Source organism: Sphingomonas kyungheensis (assembly GCF_037120395.1).
Lineage (GTDB): Bacteria > Pseudomonadota > Alphaproteobacteria > Sphingomonadales > Sphingomonadaceae > Sphingomonas > Sphingomonas kyungheensis.
The window spans coordinates 93,665-111,098 of sequence record NZ_JBBBDM010000004.1 but is presented as its reverse complement, the minus strand read 5'-3'; the positions used below and the strand labels follow the sequence as shown (position 1 = coordinate 111,098).

Annotated in this window: 19 protein-coding genes; 12 read left to right on the top strand and 7 right to left on the bottom strand. The window is 68.5% G+C overall.

The window, feature by feature from the left end; translation table 11 throughout:
* Positions 1-3: 3 nt before the first annotated feature.
* On the bottom strand, positions 4-939 hold the full coding sequence (locus V8201_RS11400; RefSeq protein WP_336545356.1) for a ribose-phosphate pyrophosphokinase: 936 nt from the start codon (positions 937-939) through the stop codon (positions 4-6).
* A 122-nt stretch (positions 940-1,061) separates the two neighbouring features.
* Between V8201_RS11400 and gltX the strand changes: the two genes are divergently transcribed.
* The 7 genes from gltX (at position 1,062) to ribH (ending at position 6,773) form a co-directional block, all read left to right on the top strand.
* Entirely contained in the window at positions 1,062-2,396 is a 1,335-nt protein-coding gene (gene gltX, locus V8201_RS11395; RefSeq protein ID WP_336545355.1) for a glutamate--tRNA ligase, read from the top strand.
* A 119-nt stretch (positions 2,397-2,515) separates the two neighbouring features.
* Complete coding sequence (locus V8201_RS11390) at positions 2,516-3,187, top strand: energy transducer TonB (RefSeq protein ID WP_037535232.1); 672 nt, start codon at positions 2,516-2,518, stop codon at positions 3,185-3,187.
* A 55-nt stretch (positions 3,188-3,242) separates the two neighbouring features.
* Complete coding sequence (locus V8201_RS11385) at positions 3,243-3,590, top strand: hypothetical protein (RefSeq protein ID WP_037535233.1); 348 nt, start codon at positions 3,243-3,245, stop codon at positions 3,588-3,590.
* Between the two features lie 26 nt (positions 3,591-3,616).
* Positions 3,617-4,633 (top strand): bifunctional diaminohydroxyphosphoribosylaminopyrimidine deaminase/5-amino-6-(5-phosphoribosylamino)uracil reductase RibD, encoded by a 1,017-nt coding sequence (ribD, locus tag V8201_RS11380; RefSeq protein ID WP_373276478.1) that lies wholly within the window; start codon positions 3,617-3,619, stop codon positions 4,631-4,633.
* On the top strand, positions 4,618-5,223 hold the full coding sequence (locus V8201_RS11375; protein WP_037535235.1) for a riboflavin synthase: 606 nt from the start codon (positions 4,618-4,620) through the stop codon (positions 5,221-5,223). The genes ribD and V8201_RS11375 overlap by 16 nt, the downstream gene beginning before the upstream one ends.
* A complete protein-coding gene (ribB, locus tag V8201_RS11370; RefSeq protein ID WP_336545354.1) occupies positions 5,213-6,352 on the top strand; it encodes a 3,4-dihydroxy-2-butanone-4-phosphate synthase in 1,140 nt (379 codons plus the stop codon). The genes V8201_RS11375 and ribB overlap by 11 nt, the downstream gene beginning before the upstream one ends.
* 1 nt (position 6,353) lies before the next feature.
* Entirely contained in the window at positions 6,354-6,773 is a 420-nt protein-coding gene (gene ribH, locus V8201_RS11365) for a 6,7-dimethyl-8-ribityllumazine synthase (protein WP_037535237.1), read from the top strand.
* A 381-nt stretch (positions 6,774-7,154) separates the two neighbouring features.
* Here the strand turns inward: ribH and V8201_RS11360 are convergent, their stop codons facing one another.
* The 3 genes from V8201_RS11360 to V8201_RS11350 all read right to left on the bottom strand — a co-directional run bounded on the left by V8201_RS11360 (position 7,155) and on the right by V8201_RS11350 (position 9,212).
* Positions 7,155-8,522: an ammonium transporter gene (locus V8201_RS11360; RefSeq protein WP_037535334.1), complete on the bottom strand. Its 1,368-nt coding sequence runs from the start codon at positions 8,520-8,522 to the stop codon at positions 7,155-7,157.
* 11 nt (positions 8,523-8,533) lie between these two features.
* Entirely contained in the window at positions 8,534-8,872 is a 339-nt protein-coding gene (locus V8201_RS11355; protein WP_037535238.1) for a P-II family nitrogen regulator, read from the bottom strand.
* A gap of 133 nt (positions 8,873-9,005) precedes the next feature.
* Entirely contained in the window at positions 9,006-9,212 is a 207-nt protein-coding gene (locus V8201_RS11350; RefSeq protein ID WP_037535239.1) for a putative signal transducing protein, read from the bottom strand.
* A 75-nt stretch (positions 9,213-9,287) separates the two neighbouring features.
* Between V8201_RS11350 and V8201_RS11345 the strand changes: the two genes are divergently transcribed.
* Positions 9,288-9,524 (top strand): type II toxin-antitoxin system CcdA family antitoxin, encoded by a 237-nt coding sequence (locus V8201_RS11345; protein ID WP_336545353.1) that lies wholly within the window; start codon positions 9,288-9,290, stop codon positions 9,522-9,524.
* A gap of 50 nt (positions 9,525-9,574) precedes the next feature.
* Positions 9,575-9,820, top strand: coding sequence for a CcdB family protein (locus tag V8201_RS11340; protein ID WP_081793113.1), 246 nt, complete (start codon positions 9,575-9,577; stop codon positions 9,818-9,820).
* On the opposite strand, the gene tldD is transcribed toward V8201_RS11340, so the two are convergent.
* Both tldD and V8201_RS11330 read right to left on the bottom strand, forming a co-directional pair.
* Positions 9,817-11,244, bottom strand: coding sequence for a metalloprotease TldD (tldD, locus tag V8201_RS11335; protein ID WP_037535240.1), 1,428 nt, complete (start codon positions 11,242-11,244; stop codon positions 9,817-9,819). The genes V8201_RS11340 and tldD overlap by 4 nt on opposite strands.
* Before the next feature lie 18 nt (positions 11,245-11,262).
* Positions 11,263-11,496 (bottom strand): zinc-finger domain-containing protein, encoded by a 234-nt coding sequence (locus tag V8201_RS11330; RefSeq protein ID WP_037535241.1) that lies wholly within the window; start codon positions 11,494-11,496, stop codon positions 11,263-11,265.
* 98 nt (positions 11,497-11,594) lie between these two features.
* On the opposite strand from V8201_RS11330, the gene V8201_RS11325 reads away from it, so the two are divergent.
* Positions 11,595-12,518: an ABC transporter ATP-binding protein gene (locus V8201_RS11325; RefSeq protein ID WP_037535242.1), complete on the top strand. Its 924-nt coding sequence runs from the start codon at positions 11,595-11,597 to the stop codon at positions 12,516-12,518.
* Positions 12,515-14,107 (top strand): L-aspartate oxidase, encoded by a 1,593-nt coding sequence (nadB, locus tag V8201_RS11320; protein ID WP_336545352.1) that lies wholly within the window; start codon positions 12,515-12,517, stop codon positions 14,105-14,107. Before V8201_RS11325 ends, nadB begins: the two co-directional genes overlap by 4 nt.
* A gap of 174 nt (positions 14,108-14,281) precedes the next feature.
* Here nadB and V8201_RS11315 read toward each other — a convergent pair whose 3' ends face one another.
* Positions 14,282-16,066, bottom strand: a complete 1,785-nt coding sequence (locus V8201_RS11315; RefSeq protein ID WP_336545351.1) for a thiamine pyrophosphate-requiring protein — start codon at positions 16,064-16,066, stop codon at positions 14,282-14,284.
* A 211-nt stretch (positions 16,067-16,277) separates the two neighbouring features.
* Between V8201_RS11315 and V8201_RS11310 the strand changes: the two genes are divergently transcribed.
* Entirely contained in the window at positions 16,278-17,351 is a 1,074-nt protein-coding gene (locus V8201_RS11310; protein ID WP_037535245.1) for a serine hydrolase, read from the top strand.
* Positions 17,352-17,434: the final 83 nt, after the last annotated feature.

Genomic DNA, 17,434 nt, shown 5'->3' with positions numbered 1-17,434 from the left:
ACCTCAATCGAACAAAGATGACACGCTGGTTTCGTCGGCGATCCGCTTGATCGCCTCGCCGAGCAGCGGCGCGATCGGCAGATGGCGAATCCGGTCGGCCTTGCCGATCGATTCGTGATTGCCGATCGAGTCGGTGATCACCAGCTCGCGCAACGCCGATCCCTCGACCCGTGCGACCGCGCCGCCCGACAGCACGCCGTGCGTGACATAGGCGACGACATCCTTCGCCCCCGCCTCGCGCAGCGCCGCCGCGGCGTTGCACAGCGTCCCCGCCGAATCGACGATGTCGTCGATCAGGATGCAGAAGCGGCCCTCGACATCGCCGATGATGTTCATCACCTCCGATTCGCCGGCGCGCTCGCGACGCTTGTCGACGATCGCCAGCGGTGCATTGTCGAGTCGCTTGGCGAGTTGCCGGGCGCGCACCACGCCGCCGACGTCGGGCGAGACGACCATCAGGTTCTTGCCCTTGAAGCGCGCGTTGATATCGGCGCTCATCACCGGCGCGGCATAGAGATTGTCGGTCGGGATATCGAAAAAGCCCTGGATCTGACCGGCATGCAGGTCGACCGACAGCACGCGGTCGGCGCCGGCGACGGTAATCAGATTGGCGACCAGCTTGGCCGAGATCGGCGTGCGCGGACCCGGTTTCCGGTCCTGCCGCGCATAGCCCATATAGGGGATCACCGCGGTGATCCGCCGCGCCGACGCGCGCTTGAGCGCGTCGATCATAATGAGCAATTCCATCAGGTTGTCGTTGGCCGGAAAGCCGGTCGACTGGAGCACGAAGACGTCCTCGCCGCGCACGTTCTCCTGGATCTCGACGAAGATCTCCTCGTCGGCGAAGCGGCGGACCAGCGCATCGGTCAACGGGATCTCGAGATAGGCCGCGACCGCGCGGGCAAGCGGCAGGTTCGAATTGCCGGTCATCAATTTCATTGCTCTGCTCCCGCGGCCGTTGCGTGACGCGCCTTAGAGCCGCCGTCACAAAACCGAAAGCCGGGAAGACGCACGGCGGGGGACGCTTGTCGCACCGCGGGCGACTGACTAGGCCTGCCGCGATGACCGTCACCACCCGTTTCGCCCCCTCGCCCACCGGCCTGCTGCACGTCGGCAACATCCGGGCGGCGCTGCACAATTGGCTGTTCGCGCGGCAGCAGTCGGGGCGGTTCGTGCTGCGCATCGACGATACCGACGCGGAGCGTTCGGAGGAACGGTACGTCGCGGCGATCCGCGCCGATCTCGCCTGGCTCGGGCTGACGCCCGATGCCGAGGTACGTCAGTCCGAGCGATTCGCGCTCTACCAGCAACGGTTCGACGCGCTCGTCGCCGCGGGGCGGATCTACCCCGCCTACGAGACGGCGCAGGAGCTCGACCTCAAGCGCAAGATCCTGCTCGGCCGCGGCCTGCCGCCGGTCTACGACCGCGCCGCGCTGACGATGGGCGACGCCGCGCGCGCCGCGCTGGAGGCGGAGGGCGTGCGGCCGCACTGGCGCTTCAAGCTCGATCATGACGCGCCGATCGCCTGGGACGATCTGATCCGCGGGCCGCAGAGCTTCGATCCGCGCACGATGAGCGATCCCGTCGTCCGCCGCGCCGACGGCTCGTGGCTCTATATGCTGCCCTCGGCGATCGACGATGCCGACCTCGGCATCAGCCATGTCGTCCGCGGCGAGGATCACGTCTCCAACACCGCGCTGCAATTGCAGATGTTCGCGGCGATGGACGCGGCGCCGCCGCGCTTCGCGCATGCCGCGCTGCTCACCGGCGCGGAAGGCAAATTGTCGAAGCGCCTCGGCTCGCTCGGCGTCGATCATTTCCGCGCCGAAGGGATCGAGCCGCAGGCGGTGGTCGCCCTGCTCGCGCGGATCGGCACCAGCGATCCGGTCGAGCCCGTCGCCGACCCGGCGCCGCTGATCGCCGCCTTCGACTTCGCCCGCTTCGGCCGCGCGCCGGCGCGGTTCGACGAGGGCGAGCTGGCGCAGCTCAACGCGCGGATCGTCCATCACCTGCCCTATGCGGCGGTCGCCGATCGACTGCCGACGGGCGTGGGCGAGGCGGAATGGCAGGCGGTGCGGCCCAATCTGACCCGCGTCGCCGAAGCCGCGGACTGGTGGCAGGTGATCGAGGGGCCGATCGACGCGCCCGCGCAGGACGAGGCGACGCAAGCCTATCTCGCCGAGGCGGCCGCGGTCGCCGCGACGATCGACTGGTCGGGCGACGCCTGGCACGCGCTGACCAACGCGCTGAAGACGAGCAGCGGGCGCAAGGGCAAGGCCTTGTTCCTGCCGCTGCGCCAGGCGCTGACCGGGCGCGATCATGGCCCCGACATGGCGGCGCTGCTGCCGCTGATCGGCCGCGAGGCGGCGCTGGCGCGGCTGACCGCCGGACGCTGATCCCGTCGATGATCGAGCGTCCCGGCGATTCCGTCCCAGCCGCTTGACGTAGTGACGATACAACGTACCATCATCATACCTGCAGGAGAATGTTCGAGTCGCACCAGAGGAGACGGATCATGTACGCTGATCGCTACGCCCGCCCGACCCGCTTCAATCCCGGCGGCCTTACCGCCGCCGTCGCGATCAACGTGGCGCTCGTCGCCGCGCTGATGTTCGCCGGACCCAAGATCCTGCCCAATGGGCCTGAACATGTCCTGATCACCGACAATATCCCGATCGATCCGCCGCCGCCCGAACCACCGCTGCCGCAGCCGCCCGCGCCGGCCGCCCGGGCGCCGGTGGAACGGATCGTTGCGCCGATCCCGCCGATCACCGTGCCAACCGAAGCCACCTTCACCACCAGCACCACCGAATCGCCGCCGGTCGCCGGCCCGCTCATCGGCACCGACCCCGGCCCCGCCACGCCCGCCGCCGATCCCGCGCCGCCGCTGCCGCCGCTGGTCGGTCCGCAGATCGATCCGCGCTATGCCGCGCAGTTCCAGCCGGTCTATCCCGCCGCCGAACGCCGCGCCAATCACGACGGCCGGGTGACGGTGCGCGTGCTGGTCGGCACCGACGGCCGGGTCAAGCAGATCGAGCGAGTCAACGCGACCAGCGACGCCTTCTGGCAGGCGACGATGGAGCGGGCGACGCGGGCGTGGCGCTTCACCCCGGCGACGCGCGGCGGCGTGCCGGTCGAGGCGTGGCGATCGCTGACGCTGACCTTCCGCATGGAGGATGCCGACTGAGGCACGACGGCGGGAAGGGCTGGCTTCGCGGCGACGCGTTTCCTATCTTCCCGCCATGCAGTTCTTTCGCCGCTTCTCGCCGCTCCACGCCTTTCGCGACCTGCGCTTCTTCCTGTCGCAGCGCGAACCGCGCGACCTGGGGTTCCTGGTGGCGGCGATGGCGATCACCGGCTTCTTCGTCTACGCCTTCATGCGCAACGATATCCCGCCCGAGCCCTATCAGCCCAACATCATCTACTTCAAGAATTACGCCGCCAACCGCACCGACGCGCAGATCAAGGCGCAGCAGGCGCTCGACAAGGTCGATCAGGACAAGAGAATCGCCGCGCAAAAGGCGCGCGAGGAAAAATTGCGCAGCCAGTTCAAGTCGGTCGACGACGCGATGACCAAGTGGGGGCTGTAACCGCCACATCGGACGACCGGCGCTGGATGGCGGCGGCGCTCGCGCTGGCCGAGCGGACGCGCGGGCGCACCGCGCCCAACCCCAATGTCGGCTGCGTCCTCGTCGCGGCCGGGCGCGTCGTCGGGCGCGGCTGGACGCAGCCCGGCGGCCGACCGCATGCCGAGGCGATGGCGCTCGCCGCGGCGGGGCCGGCGGCGCGCGGCGGTTGCGCCTATGTCACGCTCGAACCCTGCGCGCATGTCTCGCCGCGCGGTCCCGCCTGTGCCGACCTGCTGATCGCCGCCGGGGTGGCGCGCGTCGTGATTGCCCTGCGCGACCCCGATCCGCGGACCGACGGCAGCGGCATCGCCCGGCTGCGCGCCGCCGGCATCACCGTCGTCACCGATGTCGCCGGCGACGCGGCACGGCGGAGCATGGCCGGCTTTCTCACCCGCCGCGAACGGTCGCGCCCGTCGGTGACGCTCAAGCTCGCCACCTCCCTCGACGGACAAATCGCCCTGCCCGACGGCAGCAGCCGCTGGATCACCGGCGCGGCGGCGCGCGCGCACGTCCACCTCGAACGCAGCCGCCACGATGCGATCCTCGTCGGCCGCGGAACGTGGGAGGCGGACGCGCCGCGCCTCGACGTGCGGCTGCCGGGGCTGTCCGATCGCAGCCCGATGCGGGTGGTCCTGTCGACCCGCCCTCCCCCTTCCGCGTCTGCGGCGCTCCCGTCCTCTCTCATTGGGAGAGGGAATGACCCACAGGGGGCGCGCGACCCGCTGTGGATCGACTCGCCCGCGGGTATCGCCACCCTCCCCGCCGACCATGTCTTCGTCGAGGGCGGTGCGGCGACCGCCGCCGCCTTCCTGCGCGCCGACCTCGTCGACCGGCTGCTGCTCTATCGCGCGCCGATCCTGATCGGCGCGGGCAAGGCGGCGATCGGCGACTTCGGCCTCGGGGATCTCGCCGCGGCGCACGGGCGCTGGCGGCTGCTCGATGCGCGCGACCTTGGCACCGACCGTCTCGAGGTCTACGAGCGCACCCCATGTTCACCGGCATAGTCTCCGACATCGGCACCATCGAAGCGGTCGAGGCGCGCGGCGATACGCGCATCCGCATCGCCACCGCCTATGACACCGCCGGGATCGATCTCGGCGCGTCGATCGCCTGTTCGGGCGTGTGCCTGACCGTGATCGACACAGGCCCCGGCTGGTTCGCGGTCCAGGTGTCGGGCGAGACGATCGCCCGCACCGCCCGCGACCAGTGGACGCAGGGCCGCCGCCTCAACCTCGAACGCGCGATGAAGCTCGGCGACGAACTCGGCGGGCATATCGTCACCGGCCATGTCGACGGCATCGCCGATACGATCGCGATCACGCCCGAGGGCGATTCGCACCGCGTCGTCTTCGCTCTGCCCGCGGCGCTCGCCCCCTTCGTCGCCACCAAGGGTTCGATCACGATCGACGGCGTCTCGCTCACCGTCAACGGCGTCGAGGATGACGGCGCGACGACGCGATTCTGGGTCAATATCATTCCGCATACGCAGGCGGTCACCACGCTCGGCGGCCTTGCCGAGGGGCAGGCGGTCAATATCGAGATCGACGTGCTCGCCCGCTATCTGCAACGCATGGAGCATTATCGTGGCCGCTAAAGCCGAACTCGGACGCCTTCGCCACGCGTTCCTGTCGTCGCCCGAGGAGATCATCGACGAGGCGCGCAACGGCCGCATGTTCATCCTCGTCGACGACGAGGATCGCGAGAACGAGGGCGACCTCGTCGTGCCGGCACAGATGGCGACGCCCGAGAAGATCAACTTCATGGCCAAGCACGGCCGCGGCCTGATCTGCCTCGCGCTGACCAAGCAGCGCGTCGACGAACTCGGCCTGACGCTGATGAGCCGCAATAACGGCACGCGCTACGAGACCGCCTTCACCACCTCGATCGAGGCGCGCGACGGCGTGACGACCGGCATCTCCGCCGCCGACCGCGCCCGCACCATCGCCGTGGCGATCGATTCGTCGAAGAGCCGCGACGAGATCGTCACCCCCGGCCACGTCTTCCCACTGGTCGCGCGCGACGGCGGCGTGCTGGTGCGCACCGGCCATACCGAGGCGGCGGTCGACGTGTCGCGGCTCGCCGGCCTCAACCCCTCGGGCGTGATCTGCGAGATCATGAACGAAGACGGGACGATGGCGCGGTTGGACGACCTCGTCACCTTCGCGCAATTCCACAACCTCAAGATCGGCACGATCCGCGACCTGATCGCCTATCGCCGCCGCTACGACCATCTCGTCGAGAAGCGCGCCGAGGCGCGGTTCACCAGCGAATGGGGCGGCGAATGGACCGCGCTCACCTTCTGGAACAAGGCGACGGGCACCGAACAGATCGCGCTGGTCAAGGGCAAGGTCGATCCCGCCAAGCCGACCCTCGTGCGGATGCACGCGCTCTCCCCCTTTGCCGACATCTTCGGCGAGGGCGGCGGCCGCGCCGGGCTGCTGCGCCGGTCGATGGAGATCATTGCGGAGGAAGGCGCCGGCGTGATCGTCGTCATCAACCGCCCGCGCGCCGACCAGTTCACCGTCGCGCTCCAGGCGCGCGCCGGCACGCTGCCGGCTGCGGACATGGAGGAATTGCGCGACTATGGCGTCGGCGCGATGATCCTGACCGAGCTCGGCGTCGAAGAGATGGTGCTGCTCACCAACACCCACCACACGCTCATCGGGCTCGACGGCTACGGCCTGTCGATCGTCGGCGAACGTGCCATCGAATCGGACGACTGACATGGCGCATATCCTCATCGTCGAAGCGCGCTTCTACGATCATCTCAACGACATGCTGCTCGCCGGCGCGCGTGCGGCGATCGAGGCGGCAGGGCATAGCCACGAGACGGTGACGGTCCCCGGCGCGCTCGAAGTGCCGGGCGCGATCGCGCTCGCCTCCGACACCGACCGGTTCGACGCCTTCGTCGCGCTCGGCGTCGTGATCCGCGGCGAGACCTATCATTTCGAGATCGTCTCCAACGAAAGCGCGCGCGGCATCATGGCGCTGACGCTCGACGGACTGGCGATCGGCAACGGCATCCTCACCACCGAGACCGAGGCGCAGGCGATCGTCCGCGCCGACCCCGCCCAGCTCGACAAGGGCGCAGGCGCGGCGCAGGCGGCGCTGACGATGCTGGCGCTGCGCGACCGGCTGGGGTGATCGCTTAGGGTCGGGCAAAGGCGCGGGGGGGGTGCGCCTGCCGTGCGGGTTTCTTTCGCGGGCGGGCGAGATGCGGATGCCCGCCCTCCGACAAGCTCAGGACTAACGAAAGGGAGAGCGGGAGGCGAACCCCTTCCGCTTGCGGCTCACTGGCGAGCGATCTCCCCCGCCCCATCCGTTCGTGCTGAGCCTGTCGAAGCACATCTCTCCCCACGTCGCCGGCCGGCTCAAGCCTCGCCATAGCCCGAACCCCTCCGCGTCCTTCGCGCCTCCGCGCGAGCGCCACAAAAAAGACCCGGTACGTCGCCGCACCGGGTCAGGGTCGTCCGCAGGAGGAACGTCGTGGGGAGCGGAGGTCTGCGGCCCCCGCGCCCGATAGGATCAATTATAGGCGCGTTCGCCATGCTCGCCGAGGTCGAGGCCTTCCTGCTCGACTTCGGGAGCGACGCGCAGCCCGGTCACCGCCTTGGCGATCAGGATCGCGATCACCGTGCCGATCGACGCCCAGATCACGGTGGTCACCACCGCCTCGATCTGGACGAGCAGCTTGGCGCCCATCGCATAATCCGCCGCGCCGGGTCCGCCGAGCGACGGCGCATAGACGATGCCGGTGCCGATCGCGCCGATCATGCCGCCGACGCCATGGACGCCGAAGGCATCGAGCGCATCGTCATAGCCGAGCCGCGGCTTGAGCACCGACACCGCGAAGAAGCAGACCACCGAGGCGACCGCGCCGAGCACGATCGCGCCGAACGGCCCCGAATTGCCCGCCGCCGGCGTCACCGCGACGAGGCCGGCGATGATGCCCGAGCAAAAGCCCAGCGCCGAACCCTTGTGGCCGCGGGCGCGCTCGACCAGCATCCAGAACAGGCCGCCCGATGCGGTGGCGACGAAGGTGTTGAGCATCGCCAGCGCCGCCGAGCCATTGGCTTCCAGCGCCGAGCCGGCGTTGAAGCCGAACCAGCCGACCCACAGCAGGCCGGTGCCGACGCCGGTCAGGGTCAGCGAATGCGGCGGCATCGGCGTGGTCGGATAGCCCATCCGCTTGCCGAGCATGATCGACGCGACCAGCGCCGAGACGCCGGCGTTGATGTGCACCACCGTTCCGCCGGCGAAATCGAGCGCGCCCAGCTTGAAGAACACGCCCGACGACGCCCAGACCATGTGTGCGATCGGAAAATAGACGATCGTCAGCCACACCGCGCCGAACACCATCACCGCGGAAAACTTCATCCGCTCGACCACCGATCCCAGCACCAGCGCGACGGTGATCGCGGCGAAGGTCATCTGGAAGCAGATGAAGACATATTCGGGGATCTCGACCCCGGCGGTGAACGTCGCCGCCTGCGACGCCGAGGTGACGCCGCTCAGGAACGCCTTGTCGAAGCTGCCGATGAAGTTGGTGAGAAAGCCGCCGCCCGCCAGATCCGGACCGAAGGCGAGGGTGTAGCCGTACATCACCCACAACAGCATCGCGAGGCAGGCGACCGCGCCGATCTGCGTCATCGTCGACAGCATGTTCTTGGCGCGGGTGAGGCCGCCGTAGAACAGCGCGAGGCCGGGCAGGATCATCATCATGACGAGGACCGTCGAGGTCATCATCCAGGCGGTATCGCCCTTGTTGACGGTCGCCGCGGTCTTGGCGGCGGCGGGGGCCTGCAGCGCGGCATCCTGCGCCCAGGCGGGCAGTGCGGCGAACGCAAGGGCGGTCAGCCCCGCGGCGCCGGCGATCTTCACAGCGTGTTTCATCTCCATCCCCCTCACAGCGCCGAATCGTCGGTTTCGCCGGTGCGGATGCGCACCGCCTGACCGACGTCGAGCACGAAGATCTTGCCGTCGCCGATCGCGCCGGTGTTCGCCGAAGCCTGCACCGCCTCGACCACCCGGTCGGCGAGGTCGGCCGCGCAGACCACCTCGATCTTGATCTTGGGCACCATGTTGGTGCTGTATTCGGCACCGCGGTAGATTTCGGTCTGGCCCTTCTGCCGGCCGAACCCCTTGACCTCGGTCACCGTCATCCCCGCGACCCCCAACGAGGTGAGCGCTTCCCTCACCTCGTCGAGCTTGAACGGTTTGATGATCGCAATGATCAGCTTCATCCCTGCCCCCTCGATTGTCCGAAGCAGGCATCGCAACGATCATGCCATTTCCATGATCGTTGCTTTCCAAACGATTTATGTTTGTCGGAGCAGCCTATCGCGACAGATTATTGTGCAGCTGCGAACATCTGCCTCAAATTTGGGCAGCATCGACGATCGTCTGCGCGGCCGTCAGATCGTCCCCATCCACCATCACCCGCACGGGAATGAGGAGATAGCTGCCATCGGCGATGCTCGCCCCGCCGTCAAAGGCGATCGCGTCGATCCCTTCGGCATCGAGTCGCCCGACGATGATGTTGGCAAGGTTACGATCGTAACGACCCAGTTCGACGAGGCTCATCGACTTCTCCTTCTCGTTGGCCGACTTGGCAGCGGCGCGTTGACCCGGGGGCGGGGGCGACCTTATCGTTCCATTATGGCCCAGACGCTCGAATTGCCTGCAAAGAGCACGCGCGACATGAGCGCCAGAGAAATCCGCGCAGAGGCTGCGCGCTTCGGTATTTCGCCGAATGACGATATCGAGGTCTTGCGTGCGGCCTTGAAGACTGAGCTCGAACGACGGTGGCAAGAGGAAAATCGGGATACGATCGCAGCCTGGAACCTGTGGATTGAAATAAACGGCCTGCCGCTTGAAAGATATCGCTGCTGGTAAGCGATGCAATACGACGTCTACACCCTCCCTGACGGGCGACGGTCGTCAGCCTGCAATCCGATCTACTGTTCGGTTATCCGATAACGTTAGTCGCCCCACTCCTTCGGGAAGATCGAATGCCAGTCGACCGCTCACGGATGCACCCGGCATTTCAATTTCGCAATGAAGTGCTCATGCTTGCGCCACAGTTGACGACCGCGGTGCCGTCCCGTTTGCTGCAGAAGGCCATAACATCGCTCAGCAACCGTGATATCGCGATCAAAGACGCGAGCGACATGGTCATCAGCGGCGTCTAGGTCGCCGTCCCGCCCACCGTCAGCCCGTCGATCAGCAGCGTCGGCTGCCCGACGCCCGCCGGCACGCTCTGCCCGCCCTTGCCGCAGACGCCGATGCCCTCGTCGAGCGCGAAGTCGTTGCCGATGCCGGCGACCTTGGTCAGCACGGTCGGGCCGTCGCCGATCAGCGTCGCGCCCTTGATTGGCGCGCCGATCCGGCCGTTCTCGATTCGATAGGCCTCGGTGCACGAGAAGACGAACTTGCCCGAGACGATGTCGACCTGCCCGCCGCCGAAGCTCTTGGCAAAGATGCCGCTCTTCACCCGCGACAGCAGTTCGGCGGGATCGTCGGTGCCGCCCTTCATGAAGGTGTTGGTCATCCGCGGCATCGGCGCGTGCGCGAAGCTTTCGCGGCGGCCGTTGCCGGTCGGCGCGACGCCCATCAGCCGCGCGTTGAGCCGGTCCTGCATATAGCCTTTGAGGATGCCGTCCTCGATCAGCACGGTCTCCGACGTCGGCGTGCCCTCGTCGTCAATCGACAGCGACCCGCGCCGGTCGGCGATCGAGCCGTCGTCGACCACCGTCACGCCGGGGGCGGCGACGCGCTCGCCGATCCGGCCGGAGAAGGCACTCGTACCCTTGCGGTTGAAGTCGCCCTCCAGACCGTGGCCGATCGCTTCGTGCAGCACGATGCCCGGCCAGCCCGGCCCGAGCAGCACGGTCATCTCGCCCGCCGGCGCCGCGACCGAATCGAGGTTGACGAGGGCGTGCGCCAGCGCCTCGTCGATGCCGCGGTTCCACACCGCCGGGTCAAACAGCCGATCGTAGAGGTAGCGGCCGCCGGTGCCATAGGTGCCGGTCTCGCGACGCCCGTTCTGCTCGACGACGATCTGGATGTTGAGCCGCACCAGCGGCCGCACGTCGGTGGCGACGAAGCCGTCGGGGCGGACGATCTCGACCACGCTCCACGTCCCCGACAGGCCGACCGAGACCTGCGCGACCCGCGGATCGCGCGCCCGCGCGGCGGCGTCGATCGTCTGGCACAGGTTCACCTTGTCGGCGAAGGGCACCAGGTCGAGCGGGTCGGCATCGGTATAGAGATGACGGTTGTTGCCCTGCGGCGGCGGCGCCTTGGCGCTGGTCGTCGGGTCGATCAGCGCCATCGTCTCGCCGGCGCGGCGGATCGCCGCCTCGGACAGCTCGTTGGCATGGGCGAAGGCGGTCATCTCACCCGACACCGCGCGCAGGCCGAAGCCGGCGTTGGTGTCGTAGCTCGCCGTCTTCAGCCGGCCGTCGTCGAAGCCGAACGCCTCGGCCTTGCGATATTGCAGGAACAGCTCGCCGTCATCGGCGCGACCGAGCGCGTCCGCGGTGAGGCGAAGCGCGGCGTCGGGCGAGAGCTGGTCGCGATAGAGGAACGAGCGGGGATCGGCGGCTACTGTCATGCCCCCGATATAGGGCGCCTAAACGCTGGCGCCATCCGGATGATCGGGCAATTTCGACTGGTCGGCGCCATCCGCCGGGCCGCCGATCAGCACGAAGCGCCGGTCGCAATAGCCGCAGTCGACATAGCCTTCCTCGTCGATCTGCAGGAAGACGCGCGGATGCCCCAGCGCGGCACCGCCGGGAATGTCGGTAGCGCCGTCGCAGGCGACACGGCGTTGCGAGACGCGGATGGTTTCGGGCGGCGGGATCATGGTCGCGCCGGATAGCAAGACGGAGGGCGCCCTTCAATCCTTCCCGCGCGCGGAGGATTGTGTTGCGTGTTTCTGCGGGCGGCCTATGCCCCTCGCGCATGACCGAGGCCGCGATCCGCATCCAGAACCTCTGCAAGACCTATCAGGGCGGCAAGCGCGCGCTCGACGGGGTCAGCTTCGACGTCCCGCGGGGCACGATCTTCGGCCTGCTCGGGCCCAATGGCGCGGGCAAGTCGACGCTGATCAACATCCTCGCCGGCCTCGTCAACAAGACGGACGGCAGCGCCGAGATCTGGGGATTCGACATCGACGCGCATCCGCGCAACGCCAAGGCGTCGATCGGCATCGTCAATCAGGAGATCCTGTTCGACCCCTTCTTCACGCCGATCGAGACGCTGGAGATCCAGGCCGGGCTGTACGGCGTTCCCAAGGCGGCGCGGCGCAGCCTCGACCTGTTGCGCGCGGTGCATCTGGAAGACAAGGCCAATGCCTATGCGCGCACGCTGTCGGGCGGCATGAAGCGGCGGCTGATGGTCGCCAAGGCGATGGTCCATTCGCCGCCGGTGCTGGTGCTCGACGAGCCGACCGCGGGCGTCGACATCGAATTGCGCCAGCAGCTCTGGGCCTATGTCCGCCAGCTCAACGACGCCGGCGTGACGGTGGTGCTGACGACGCATTATCTCGAAGAGGCCGAGGAATTGTGCGACCGGATCGCGATCATCAACCACGGCCGGCTGATCGCCAACGAACCGACGCGTGAGCTGGTCGGCAAGGCACAGGAAAAGGTGGTGGCGGTGACGGTCGACCGCGATGTCGCGGCGCTCCCCGACAACGGCTGCTTCGGCAAGATCGTCCTCAAGGGCACGCGCACGCTCGAGATCACCTATGCCAAGGACCGGGTCAACGCCGGCGAGGTGCTCGCCGCGGTACAGCGCGACGGCTATGGCATCGTCGACGTCTCGACCAAGGAGCCCGATCTCGAGGACGTGTTCCTCAGCCTGACCCGCGCGACCAACGCGTGAGCGACGCCGCGCGACAGTCCGACGTCCTCATCGTCGGTTCGGGCGCGGCGGGGCTGACCGCGGCGCTCAATCTCGCCGAGCGGTTCCGCGTCACCGTCCTCGCCAAGGGCGCACTCAACGAGGGGTCGACCGCCTGGGCGCAGGGCGGGATCGCCGCGGTGCTCGAACCCGGCGACACGTTCGAGCATCATGTCGAGGATACGATGGTCGCCGGCGCCGGCCTCAACGACCGCGACATCGTCGAATGCGTGGTCGAAGGCGCGCCCGCCGCGATCGAGCGGCTGACCCGGCTCGGCGTGCCGTTCGCGACCGAAGGGAATGCGCTCCACCTCACCCGCGAGGGCGGGCACAGCCATCGCCGCATCGTCCATGTCGCCGACGCGACCGGCTGGGCGGTGCAGGAGGCGTTGCAGCGCGCCGCCGAGGCGCATCCCAACATCACGCTCGTCCCCGATCAGGTCGCGATCGACCTCGCCACCAGCCGGCACGAGCAGCGCTATTCGGGCGCGGGCAACGTCTGGGGCGTCTATGCGGTCGATCGCGGCACCGGCCGGGTCAACCTCTACACCGCGAAGGCGACGATCCTCGCCACCGGCGGCGCGGGGCGCACCTATCTCTTCTCGACCGCGCCGCGCGGCGCGACCGGCGACGGCATCGCGATGGCGTGGCGGGCGGGCGCGCGCGTCTCCAACATGGAGATGATGCAGTTCCACCCGACCTGCCTCTACCACCTCGAGGTCAAGAACTTCCTGATCACCGAGGCGGTGCGCGGCGAGGGCGGGCGGCTGATCAACCCGACCACCGGCAAGCGCTTCATGTCCTATTACGATGCCGAGCGGATGGAGCTGGCGCCGCGCGACGTCGTGGCGCGGGCGATCGACGCCGAGATCAAGCGCTACGGCCTCGACTATGTCCACCTCGACATCAGCCATCAGCCCGCCGACTTCATCCGCGGCCATTTTCCCAACATCTACGACAAGCTGCTCGGCCTCGGCATCGACATGACGACGCAGCCGATTCCGGTGGTGCCGGCGCAGCATTATACCTGCGGCGGCATCATCATCGACCGCGACGGGCGCACCGACCTGCCGGGCCTCTATGCGGCGGGCGAGTGCACCGAAAGCGGGCTGCACGGCGCCAACCGCCTCGCCTCGAACAGCCTGCTCGAATGTTTCGTCTTCGGCGAGGCCTGCGCCGACCATATCGCCTCCCATTGGGACGCGCTGCCACCGGTGCCGGTGATCCGGCCGTGGGACGAGAGCCGCGTCACCGACTCCGACGAGGAGGTGGTGATCAAGCAGAACTGGACCGAGATCCGCCGCTTCATGTGGAATTACGTCGGCATCGTCCGCACCACCAAGCGGCTCGAGCGCGCGCAGCACCGTATCCAGATGCTGACCGAGGAAGTGGCCGATTATTACGGCCATTTCCGCGTCACCCCCGACCTGATCGAGTTGCGCAATTTGTTGCAGACCGCCGAGCTGATCGTCCGTTCGGCGCTGCACCGGCACGAGAGCCGCGGGCTGCATTATACGCTGGATTATCCCGAGACGCTGGCCGAGGCGGTGGATACGGTGCTGGTGCCGTGAAAACGGTTTGGCCGCCGCGTTGATCTCTGATGTCATCCCGCGCAGGCGGGGACCCATCTACGCGTCGACTCTTGTCTGAACTTGCGCGTCTGGATCCCCGCCTGCGCGGGGATCACAGTAGGTGGCGAGGATGACGAATGATTGCGGGATGCCGAGCGCTATGGCGAGCCTCCCCTACCCCGTCACCTCCTTGAACAACTGCCGCGCGGTTTCGGCGATCACCCGGCCCGCGCCGCGGTCGCCCTTCGCCATCGCGCCCATGAACGCCTTGGCCTCGGCAAGCGTCAGATGCGGCGGCAGCGGCGCGACTTCGGGATCGGTCTTCACCTCGAGGATCACCGGCCGGTCGGAAGCGAGCGCCGCCGCCCAAGCGGGCGCGAGATCCTCCGGCCGGTCGACGTAAATGCCTTTCAGCCCGATCAGCTCGGCGAACCGCGCATAGGGCACGTCGGGCAGGTCCTGCGTCGTCGGGAAGCGCGGATTGCCCTCCATCACGCGCTGCTCCCACGTCACCTCGTTGAGATCCTGGTTGTTGAACACGCAGACGACGAAGCGCGGATCGGCCCAGCGCTGCCAGTATTTCTGCACGGTGATCATCTCGGCGAGATTGTTCATCTGCATCGCGCCGTCGCCGACCAGCGCCACCACCGGCCGCTCCGGATGCGCGAACTTCGCCGCGATCGCATAGGGCACCGCCGCCCCCATCGAGGCGAGCCCGCCGGACAGCGACGCGCGCTGCCCCTGTTTGAGCTTGAAGTCGCGCGCATACCAGTTGCAGCACGATCCACTGTCCGAGGTGACGATCGCGTCGGCGGGAAGCTGCGGCGACATTTCCCAGACGACACGCTGCGAGTTGACCGGTTTGGCCTCGGCCATCGCGCGCGCCTCCAGCGTCTGCCACCAGTCGGCGACGCCGGCCTCGATCTGCTCGCGCCAGCCGCGGTCCGCCTTGCGCTGGAGCAGCGGGATCAGCGCCTCCAGCGTCTCGCGCGCGCCGCCGTGCAGATTGACCTCGGTCGGGTAGCGCAGCCCGAGCATGCCGGCGTCGATGTCGATCTGCACCGCGCGCACCTTGCCGTCGGGCGGCAGGAACTCGGCCCAGGGGAAGCCGGTGCCGATCATCAGCAGCGTATCGGCGCCCTGCATCATGTCCCATGACGGCTTGGTGCCGAGCAGCCCGATCGCGCCGGTGACGAAGGGCAGTTCGTCGGACAGCACGTCCTTGCCGAGCAGCGCCTTGGCGACGCCCGCCCCGAGCAGGTCGGCGACGCGCACCACCGCCTCGGCGCCGTCGCGCGCGCCCGCGCCGATCAGGATCGCGACCTTCTCGCCCGCGTTGAGCAGCTCGGCGGCACGGGCGAGATCGCGCGGCTGCGGCACGACCAGCGGCCGGCTGTAGCCGACGCCCGAGCGGGTGAAGCCGTGCGCGACCTTGGGCGCCTGATAGGGCTCGTCCTGCACGTCCTTGGGCAGCACGATCACGCCGACGCCGTTGTTCGCCACCGCGATGCGGATCGACCGGTCGGTGACGTGGCGCACCTGCGCCGGCGCGGTCGCCTCCTGCACGTAATCAGCGACGTCGGCGAAGATGCGGTCGAGGTTGAGCTCCTGCTGATAGCTGCCGCCGCGCACCGTCGTCTCCGCCTGGCCGGCGATCGCCAGCACCGGCGCATGGTCGAGCTTGGCGTCGTAGAGACCGGTGAGCAGATGCGTCGCGCCCGGCCCGCCGGTCGCCAGGCAGACGCCGAGCTCGCCGGTGAACTTGGCATGCGCGCTTGCCATGAATGCCGCCATCTCCTCATGGCGGACCTGGATGAACTCGATGCCTTCCCCGGCCTGATCCGCCCGCTGCAGCGCGCCGAGCACGCCGTTGATGCCGTCGCCCGAATAGCCGTAGATGCGCGTCACCCCCCACGCCTTCAGCCTTTCCACGAAAAAGTCGCTGGTCATCGTCGCCATGAACATCGTCCTGTTGGGGGTGTCGTCGGCGTCAACGGGTGGACGGGCGCAATGGTGCCTCGCATTTCGCCGTACCGGTGCCGCGGTTCGTCGCAGCCGGCATCGATCGTTGTTTCGTCGCTCCGGTGCTGGGATAAGGATAGCGATCCAGCCAGTTGAGGCCCAAATCTCCAGTATGACAGCGTATGGCCGTCCGGCCCGATCGATCCTGATGATCGCCAGTTGCGCGGCGCTCGCCGGCTGCGGCTCGACCTCGCGCCCGATCGGCAGCGGCCCCGCGCCGAGCGAGACGCCGGCGCTCGCGGTGTCGATCCCGATCCCCTCCGCCGCGCCCGCGCCGCGCCGCGTCGCCCCTGCGCAGCTGACCAGCGCGATCGACGCGCTTGCGCGCGATTTCGACGGCAAGTTCGGCATCGCGATCCGCGCGGTCGACGGCGGCTGGACGGTGACCTCGCCGGGCGCGCGCACCCGCCTGCCGCAGCAGTCGGTGAGCAAATTGTGGGTCGCGATGACGCTGATGGACCTGCGCGACCAGGGCAAGGCGCGGCTCGACGATCCCGTCGTCGTCCGGCCCGAGGATCTGACCTTGTTCCACCAGCCGATCGCGATGCTGGTCAAGGGCGACGGCTATCACACCACGGTCGGCGAGCTGCTCACCCGCGCGCTGACGCATAGCGACAACACCGCCAACGACCGGCTGCTCACCTATGTCGGCGGCCCCGCCGCGGTGCGCGCGATGATCGAGCGCAAGCGGCTCGGCGACATCCGCTTCGGTCCCGGCGAGCGGCTGCTCCAGTCGCGGACCGCGGGCCTGACCTGGAACCAGGCGATGGCGGTCGGCGGCGGCTTTGAGGCGGCGCGCTCGCGCCTGTCACCCGAGGCGCGCGCCGCCGCGCTCGACGCCTATGTCAACGATCCGCCCGACGGCGCCGCACCGCTCGCCATCGCCGACGCGCTGTCGCGGCTCGCGCGCGGCGAGCTGTTCAGCGAGACCTCGACGCGCATCCTGCTCGATACGATGGCGGCCTCGGTCACCGGCCGTGCCCGGCTGCGCGCGGCGCTGCCCGCCGGCTGGCAGATCGCGCACAAGACCGGCACCGGGCAGGATCTCGGCGGCCGCAACGCCGGCTTCAACGACGTCGGCCTGCTCACCGCGCCCGACGGCCGTCGCTATGCGATCGCGGTGATGATCGGCGATTCCCGCCGCCCGATCCAGGAACGCCAGCGGCTGATCCAGTCGGTCGCCGCGGCGGTGGCGATGTATGGGGGTGGCCCGACGGGGTGAAGCGGGCATAGGGCACGGCGTCCCGCCCGACCCTCCTTCTCGTCACGCTTCCGTCGGTCGCCACCTCCGCCACCGCCAACCTC